Source organism: Myxococcota bacterium, assembly GCA_035498015.1.
Taxonomy (GTDB): Bacteria; Myxococcota_A; UBA9160; order SZUA-336; family SZUA-336; genus VGRW01.
The window spans coordinates 1-7,560 of record DATKAO010000181.1 but is presented as its reverse complement, the minus strand read 5'-3'; the positions used below and the strand labels follow the sequence as shown (position 1 = coordinate 7,560).

The 7,560-nt window shown below is 70.7% G+C and carries 6 protein-coding genes; 4 read left to right on the top strand and 2 right to left on the bottom strand.

Features of this window, described 5'->3' with window-relative positions; translation table 11 throughout:
- Both VMR86_16195 and VMR86_16190 read left to right on the top strand, forming a co-directional pair.
- Positions 1-471: FAD-dependent oxidoreductase (locus VMR86_16195; GenBank protein ID HTO08590.1), on the top strand; the 471-nt coding region annotated here is incomplete at its 5' end.
- 61 nt (positions 472-532) lie between these two features.
- On the top strand, positions 533-1,927 hold the full coding sequence (locus tag VMR86_16190; GenBank protein HTO08589.1) for an undecaprenyl-phosphate glucose phosphotransferase: 1,395 nt from the start codon (positions 533-535) through the stop codon (positions 1,925-1,927).
- On the opposite strand, the gene VMR86_16185 is transcribed toward VMR86_16190, so the two are convergent.
- Complete coding sequence (locus tag VMR86_16185) at positions 1,921-2,598, bottom strand: glycerophosphodiester phosphodiesterase (protein HTO08588.1); 678 nt, start codon at positions 2,596-2,598, stop codon at positions 1,921-1,923. The genes VMR86_16190 and VMR86_16185 overlap by 7 nt on opposite strands.
- A complete protein-coding gene (gene glpK / locus VMR86_16180; GenBank protein HTO08587.1) occupies positions 2,595-4,082 on the bottom strand; it encodes a glycerol kinase GlpK in 1,488 nt (495 codons plus the stop codon). The genes VMR86_16185 and glpK overlap by 4 nt, the downstream gene beginning before the upstream one ends.
- Before the next feature lie 38 nt (positions 4,083-4,120).
- Between glpK and VMR86_16175 the strand changes: the two genes are divergently transcribed.
- Both VMR86_16175 and VMR86_16170 read left to right on the top strand, forming a co-directional pair.
- Positions 4,121-5,614, top strand: coding sequence for a D-aminoacylase (locus tag VMR86_16175; protein ID HTO08586.1), 1,494 nt, complete (start codon positions 4,121-4,123; stop codon positions 5,612-5,614).
- 65 nt (positions 5,615-5,679) lie between these two features.
- The gene (locus VMR86_16170; GenBank protein ID HTO08585.1) at positions 5,680-7,218 is read left to right on the top strand and encodes a trypsin-like peptidase domain-containing protein; all 1,539 of its coding nucleotides are present in this window, start codon (positions 5,680-5,682) and stop codon (positions 7,216-7,218) included.
- Positions 7,219-7,560 lie beyond the last annotated feature (342 nt).

Genomic DNA, 7,560 nt, shown 5'->3' with positions numbered 1-7,560 from the left:
GAGGAAGCGCCGTGGCCGGTGCACCCGGCGCCGTCGCAGATCCTGCGCACGTCGACCTCGCACGAGGAAGGCGGCTCGCGCGACTGGGGCGTGTCGACCGTGGGCTTCTCGGGCACGGACGGCCGCGTGCAGAAGCTGAAGGCCGTGCGCGTGCGCTTCGGCCAGCCCGACGCCTCGGGCCGCCGTGACATGGAAGTGGTGAAGGGCAGCGACTTCACGATCGACGTCGATCTGGTGCTGCTCGCCATGGGCTTCGTGGGCCCGGTGCGGGACGACATGCTGAAACAGTTCGGTGTCACCCTGTCCGACCGGGGCAACGTCGCGACCACCGGCTACGCGACCAGCGTGCCGCGCGTGTACGCCGCTGGCGACATGCGGCGCGGCCAGTCGCTCGTGGTCTGGGCGATCGCCGAGGGCCGCGAGGCCGCGGCGCAGATCGACCGGGACCTCACGGGCGGCTCCCCCCGATAGGTCTACGTTCGCCTGCGGCTCACTGCGCGCGGCTTCGCCGCTTGCCTGCTAGCCTTTCCGCGTGCTTCGCAAACACAGTGAGGTGCTGCGCGGCCTGCTCGCCCTGGCGGATCTCGCCTGCGTGGCGCTGGCCTGGGAGACCGCGACCTGGCTGCGCTTCGTGTCGGGCTGGATGCCCGAGCCCGAGCACGCCTACACGCTGTCCGACTACCCCTGGCTGTTGATCGGGATCCTGCCCATCTGGCACATCTTGTTGCGCTGGCGCGGGCTGTACGACGGGCACCGGGTGCACTCACTGCCCTCCGAGGTCCGCCGGCTGGTCGAGGTCTGCCTGCTCGGCACGCTGTTCCTGGCCACCCTGACCTTCTTCGGGCGGCTGGCCTGGGTCTCGCGTCTCACGGTCGGCCTGTTCGCGGGCACGGCGGGGGTCTACCTCGTGGCCTCGCGCCTCGCGCTGCGCGCCGCGCTGCGCCGGCTGCGCCGCAACGGGCGCTTCGTGCAGAACGTGTTGATCGTGGGCACGGGTACGCTCGCGCGCGAGATCCACGCGCGACTCACCCGGCTCCCCGAGCTCGGCTTCCGCGTGCGCGGCTTCCTCGGGCCCTCGTCCGCGGGCCTGGGCAGCGGCGCGCCCTGGCTCGGCGGCTACGAGGCCCTACACACGGTGGTGTCGGACGAGGACATCGACCAGGTCGTGCTGGCGCTCGACCGCGCCGACCCGGCGAACCCGCTGAAGCTCCTGCGCGAGCTGCACGACACCACCGCCGCGGTGCGCTTCGTACCCGACCTGCTCGGCATCGACACCGTGCAGGGCGGCATCGAGGACTTCGACGGCCTGCCCATGATCCGGCTGATCGAGTCACCGCTGGTGGGCTGGAACGCGATCGCCAAGCGCGCGGTCGACATCGTGGGCTCGGCTGCGGCCTTGCTGGTCGGCGCGCCGCTGTTCGCGCTGCTCGCGCTGGCGGTGAAGCGCTCCTCGCCCGGGCCCGTGTTCTACCGGCAGGAGCGCATGGGCCTCGACGGCCGGCTGTTCTCGATGATCAAGTTCCGCACCATGGTGGTGGACGCCGAGAGAGACACGGGCGCCGTCTGGGCGGTGGCGAACGACTCACGCCGCACCCGGCTCGGCGCGTTCCTGCGCCGCACCAACCTCGACGAGATCCCGCAGTTCTGGAACGTGCTGAAGGGCGAGATGAGCCTGGTGGGCCCGCGCCCCGAGCGGCCGGAGTTCATCCGCGAGTTCCGCGCGGGTCTGCCCGGCTACATGCTGCGCCACACGGTGAAGGGCGGACTCACCGGCTGGGCGCAGGTGAACGGCTGCCGCGGCAACACGTCGATCGAGCGGCGCCTGGAGCTCGACATGGCCTATCTGCGCCGCTGGTCACTCGGCCTCGACCTGCGGATCCTGTTCCTGACCTTGTTGCGCGGCTTCAACGACCCCAACGCCTACTGACTGCGCAGCAGGTCGCGGAGCTGCGCCGGCAGGTTGGTGAAGATCCCGTCGACGCCGTACGCGATGAGTCGCTTCTGGTCTTCGAGAGCGTCGACGGTCCACACGTTCACCTGATAGCCGGCCTTGTGCGCTTCGGTCACGCGCTCCTCGCTCGCGAGCCGCAGGTCGAGGTGCACGGCCTCGGCCGCGACGCTGGCTGCGCGCGCGAGGATGCCGTCGGGGAAGCGCGCGGAGACCAGCGTGCCGAGCCGCGCCTTGGGCTCGAGCTCGCGCAGCTTGCGCAGCACCGCATCGGAGAAGCTCGAGAACAGCGTGCGCTCGAGGATCCCGCGCCGCCTCACCTCGTCGAGCGCGCGCGCCTCGAGACCCGGGTAAGGGCCGCTGCGCGGCGCCTTGATCTCCAGGTTCCAGGCGATCCGCGCTGCGAACCGGTCGAGCGTCTGCGCGAGCGTCGGTGCGTCGGGCAGGAGCGCGCGCAGCTCGGGGAGCGAGTAGGCGCCGACGGGCCGGCCCTGCAGGTCGTCGTCGTGATAGAGCGCCACCGCACCGTCGCGGAGCAGGTGCAGGTCGGTCTCGATCATGTCGGCCGACTGAGTCACCGCGAGCTCGAAGGCCGCCAGCGTATTCTCGGGGCGCTCTCGCGACGCGCCCCGATGCGCGATGTTCTTCACGAGACCGCCCAGCCGCGCGCGCGCTCCACGGCGCGCAGCCAGCCCGCGTAGAGTGACTCGCGCGCGGCCTCGGAGATCGCCGGCTCGAAGTAGCGGTCCTCCTGCCAGTTCTTCGCGATCTGGCGCCGGTCCTTCCAGAAGCCCGCGGCCAGGCCCGCGAGATAGGCCGCCCCCAGCGCCGTGGTCTCGAGCACCTTCGGTCGCCGCACCGGCACGCCCATCACGTCGGCCTGGAACTGCATCAGGAAGTCGTTTGCGGTCGCGCCGCCGTCCACCTGGAGCTGGTGCGCTTTCACGCGCGTGTCGCGCTCGAAGCAGCGCAAGAGGTCGGTGCTCTCGAACGCGATCGCCTCGAGCGTGGCGCGCACCAGGTGCGCGCGGCTCGTGCCGCGTGTGAGTCCCACGATCGTGCCGCGCGCGGCCGGGTCCCAGTACGGCGCGCCCAGCCCCGTGAACGCCGGCACCACGTACACGCCGCCGGTGTCGGGCACCGAGCGCGCCAGCGCCTCACTCTCGGCCGCGCTGTGCAACAGGCCCAGCTCGTCGCGCAGCCACTGCACGGCGGCCCCTGCCACGAACACCGCGCCCTCGAGCGCGTACTCGACGTTGCCGCCGATGCCCCAGGCGATGGTCGAGATCAGCCCCGACGCCGAGCGCGCGAGCTTGGGGCCGGTGTTCATCAGCATGAAGCAGCCGGTACCGTAGGTGTTCTTCGCACTGCCCTCTTCGAAGCACGCCTGGCCGAACAGCGCCGCCTGCTGGTCGCCGGCGACGCCGCGGATGGGCAGCGCGGCGCCGAGCAGCTCGGCGTCGGCCGAGCCGAAGTCACCGCTCGAGTCACGCACCTCGGGCAGCACCTGCGGCGGGATGTCGAGCGCCTCGAGCAGCTCGGGGTCCCAGCGCAGGCGCCCGATGTCGTAGAGCATGGTGCGCGACGCGTTCGAATAGTCCGTGGCGTGGACCTTTCCGCCGGTGAGCTTCCAGACGAGCCACGTGTCGATCGTGCCGAACAGCAGCTCTCCGCGGCGCGCGGCCTCGCGCGCGCCGTCGACCTTCGAGAGGATCCAGGAGAGCTTCGTGCCCGAGAAGTACGCGTCGACCACCAGGCCCGTGCGGTCGCGCACCACCGGCTCGAGCCCGCGGCGCACGAGCTCCTCGCACAGCTCCACCGTCTGGCGCGACTGCCACACGATGGCCGGGTAGATCGGCCGGCCGGTCGCGCGCTCCCACACGACCGTGGTCTCGCGCTGGTTGGTGATGCCGAGCGCGATCACCTCGTCGGCGCGCACCTGCGCGCGCGACAGCGCGCCGCGCGCGGCGCGGACCTGGGTGTCCCAGATCTCGAGCGGATCGTGCTCGACCCAGCCCGGCTGCGGATAGTGCTGCTTGAACTCGTGCGCCTGACTCGCCACCGCGTTGCCCGCGACGTCGAACAGGATGGCGCGCGAGCTCGTGGTCCCCTGGTCGAGCGCGAGCACGTACATGAGGACCTGTGGTTAGCGCGAAGCGGTATCCTCGCGCCATGGCGCAGGACTTCGACGTCTGGATCCGGGGGGCGACGCTCTACGACGGGACCGGCGCCGAGCCGCGGCTCGCCGACGTGGCGCTGCGCGGCGACCGGATCGCGGCCGTGGCTCCGAGCAGCCAGTCACGTGCGAACGTGACCCTCGACGCGGCGGGCCTCGCGCTGGCGCCCGGCTTCATCGACGTGCACACCCACGACGACTTCGCGCTGCTGGCGCGCCCCGAGATGGACTTCAAGGTGCTGGGCGGAGTCACGACCTGCGTGGTGGGCAACTGCGGCATGGGCGCAGCGCCCTGGCGCCAAGCCATGGGCTTCGCGCGGGCGGTCCATCCGGATGCGCGCCTGCCCGAGTGGGAAGGCTATCGCGGCTATGCCGAGAGACTCGAGGCCGATCCTCCAGCGGTGAACGCCGCCTTCCTGATCGGTCACGGCACCGTGCGGGCGGCCGCCATGGGCGGCGAGAAGCGCGCGCCGGATCGCAGGGAGCTGGACGCCATGCGCGCGCTCGTGCGCGAAGGCCTGGAGGCGGGCGCGGTCGGACTCTCGACCGGTCTGATCTACGAGCCGGGCCGCCACGCCACGACCGACGAGATCGTGGAGCTCGCGAGCGAGCTGCGCGGCAGCGGCGCGCTCTACGCGACCCACATGCGCGACGAAGGGATGGGGCTGCTCGACTCGGTGCGAGAGACGCTCGAGATCGGCCGCCGCGCCGGCATTCCCGTCCAGATCTCCCATCACAAAGCCGCGGGCGAACGCGCCTGGGGACTCGTGCGCGAGTCACTCGCGCTGATCGAGCGCGCGCAGGCGCAAGGGCAGGACGTGCACGCCGACCAGTACCCCTACACGGCGGGCAGCACCGTGCTCGAGGCAGTCGCACGCGACGGCGCCCTGGACGGCCGAGGCGGGGCCAGGGGCGCGATCGCCCCCGAGCGGGTCGTGGTCGCCTCCGCGCCCGGTCACGTCGAGTGGGAAGGGCTCACGATCGCCGAGCTGGCGCAGCGACTCGGCCTGGGAGCCCAGGCCGCCGCCGAGAAGGTGATCGCCGACGCGCCTGGAGTCACCGTCGTCACGCACATGATCAGCGAGGACGACGTGCGCACCGTGATGCGCCACCCGAGCACCATGATCGGCTCGGACGGCATACCCACTCTGCCCGGCAAGCCGCACCCGCGGCTGTGGGGCACGTTCGCGCGCGTGCTGGGCCGCTACGCACGCGAGCTCGGTCTCTTCTCACTCGCCGAAGCCGTGCACCGCATGACGGGCCTCCCGGCCAGGAAGTTCGGGCTCGCCGACCGCGGAGTGATTCGTGAAGGAGCCTTCGCCGACCTGGTCCTCTTCGATCCCAGGGGCATCATCGACGTCGGGACCTACGAAGACCCGAATCATCCGCCCGCCGGGATTCATGCCGTGTTCGTCAACGGCACGCGCGTGGCCCGCCATGGAGCTCACACGGGCGCACGGCCCGGGCGGGTCATTCGGCGCGGCGGCTGACGGGCGCGACGCCTCCGCCAGAAGCGACTCAGGAGTTTCTCGCGCCGGGCCGATACCCCCCCACGATGAACCCCCTCGCCTCGCGCGTTGGTCGTACGGCCATGCTCCTGCTCACGATCCTCACCCTCTGTGTCTCCAGCGTCGCCCGCGCCGGCGACCCGGGAGCCAGCAAGGGCCCCATGCCGAGCGGGCTGGTGCACGTGTTCGCGATCCACAATCACCCCGACCTCGCGGCGCCGTGGCAGAAGATGCGCCCGCACTCCGTGACCGGCTCGGGCGCGATCATCGCGGGCAAGCGCGTTCTCACCAACGCCCACGTGGTCGAGGACGCGGGCATGCTCGAGGTCCAGACCGAGGGCTCGAGCCGCCGCTTCACCGCCGAGCTCGAGTTCGTGAGTCACGAGGTCGACCTCGCGGTGCTGAAGGTCGCCGACCCCGCGTTCTTCGAAGGCACCAAGCCCCTGGAAGTGGGTGAGCTGCCGGCGATCCAGTCGCACGTGTCGGTCTACGGCTTCCCCGAGGGCGGCTCCGGCGCGAGCGTGACTTCGGGCGTGGTGTCTCGGCTCGAGGTCGAGCGCTACGTGCACTCGTTCGGCTACTTCCTGCGCGGCCAGATCGACGCGGCGATCAATCCCGGCAACAGCGGCGGCCCGGTCATCGGCCCCGACGGCAAGATCGTGGGCATCGCCATGCAGGTCATGAACCAGGCCGAGAACATCGGCTACATGGTGCCCGCGCCCGTGATCAAACACTTCCTGAAGGACGTGTCGGACGGCAAGCGCGACGGCGTGCCCGACCTGGGCATCGCCCTCCAGCCGCTCGAGAACCCGTCGCTGCGCAAGTCACTCGGGCTCGATAAGGAGACCGGCGGCGGGCTGATCGTGCTGGTGTCTCACGGCGCCGCGGCCGACGGCGTGCTCCAGGTGGGCGACGTGGTGCTGGCCTTCGACGGCACGCCGATCGACCGCGAGTGCCAGGTCCCGCTGAAGGACGGCGTGCGCGTGAACGCGGCCTACATCGAGGAGGGCAAGCAGGTCGGCGAGCCGATCGAAGTCACCTACCTGCGCAACGGCGAGAAGAAGACGGTGAAGATCGCGTCGACCACCTCGCCCAACATGCTGCGCACGCGCGAGCAGGACGGCCACCCGCGCTACTACGTCTACGGCGGCCTGGTCTTCCAGCCGCTCTCGTCGCAGTACGTCCGCAGCTACCGCCGCCCGCCCGCCTACCCCTTCCTCTACGAGGAAGAGTTCACCACCGGCTCGCACCGCACGCTGCTCGCGCCGCACGGACAGAACGAGCGCGACGAGATCGTGATGATCACCGGCGTGCTCTCCGACGACGTGAACCGCGGCTACAACTGGGCGGAGAACTCGACCATCTACTCCGTCGACGGACAGGTGGTGAAGAACTTCGACAGCCTCGTGAAAGAGATCGAGAGCGGCACCGACCCGTACGTCCGCTTCGTGACCGACTCCGGAGTCCTGCTCGTCCTGGAGCGCTCCGCAGTGACCGCCAGCCGCGCCGGCCTGCTCGCCCGCTACGGACTGACCACCGACCGCTCGAACGACGTGCCGGCGGCTCCTGCCCCGGCCGGAGACTGAGAGCCGGAGCATCTCTGCGCGCTGCGCTCCGGGCTAAAACCCTCGGTCGCTGTGCTCGAAGACTCGCAACGCTCCCTCCGGGTTTTGCCCCGGCCGCGCGCGCGAACCGGCAGTGCCTCGATGACCCACTAAAATTGAGATCGCGTCGACGCGTTCGCCACGTCGATCATCCAGTCCGCGCCCGATGGTGTTGCGAACGCGGACTGGACGGCAGCACTGGTGAACGCGTCGACGCGATCTCGTATTTTGTGGGGAACGGAATCAGTCTTATTCGCGGCCGCGTTCGGGCATTGCCCAGAGGGAGCGTCTGCAGGGTACTCCCGAAGCAGCGACCGGCGGGCA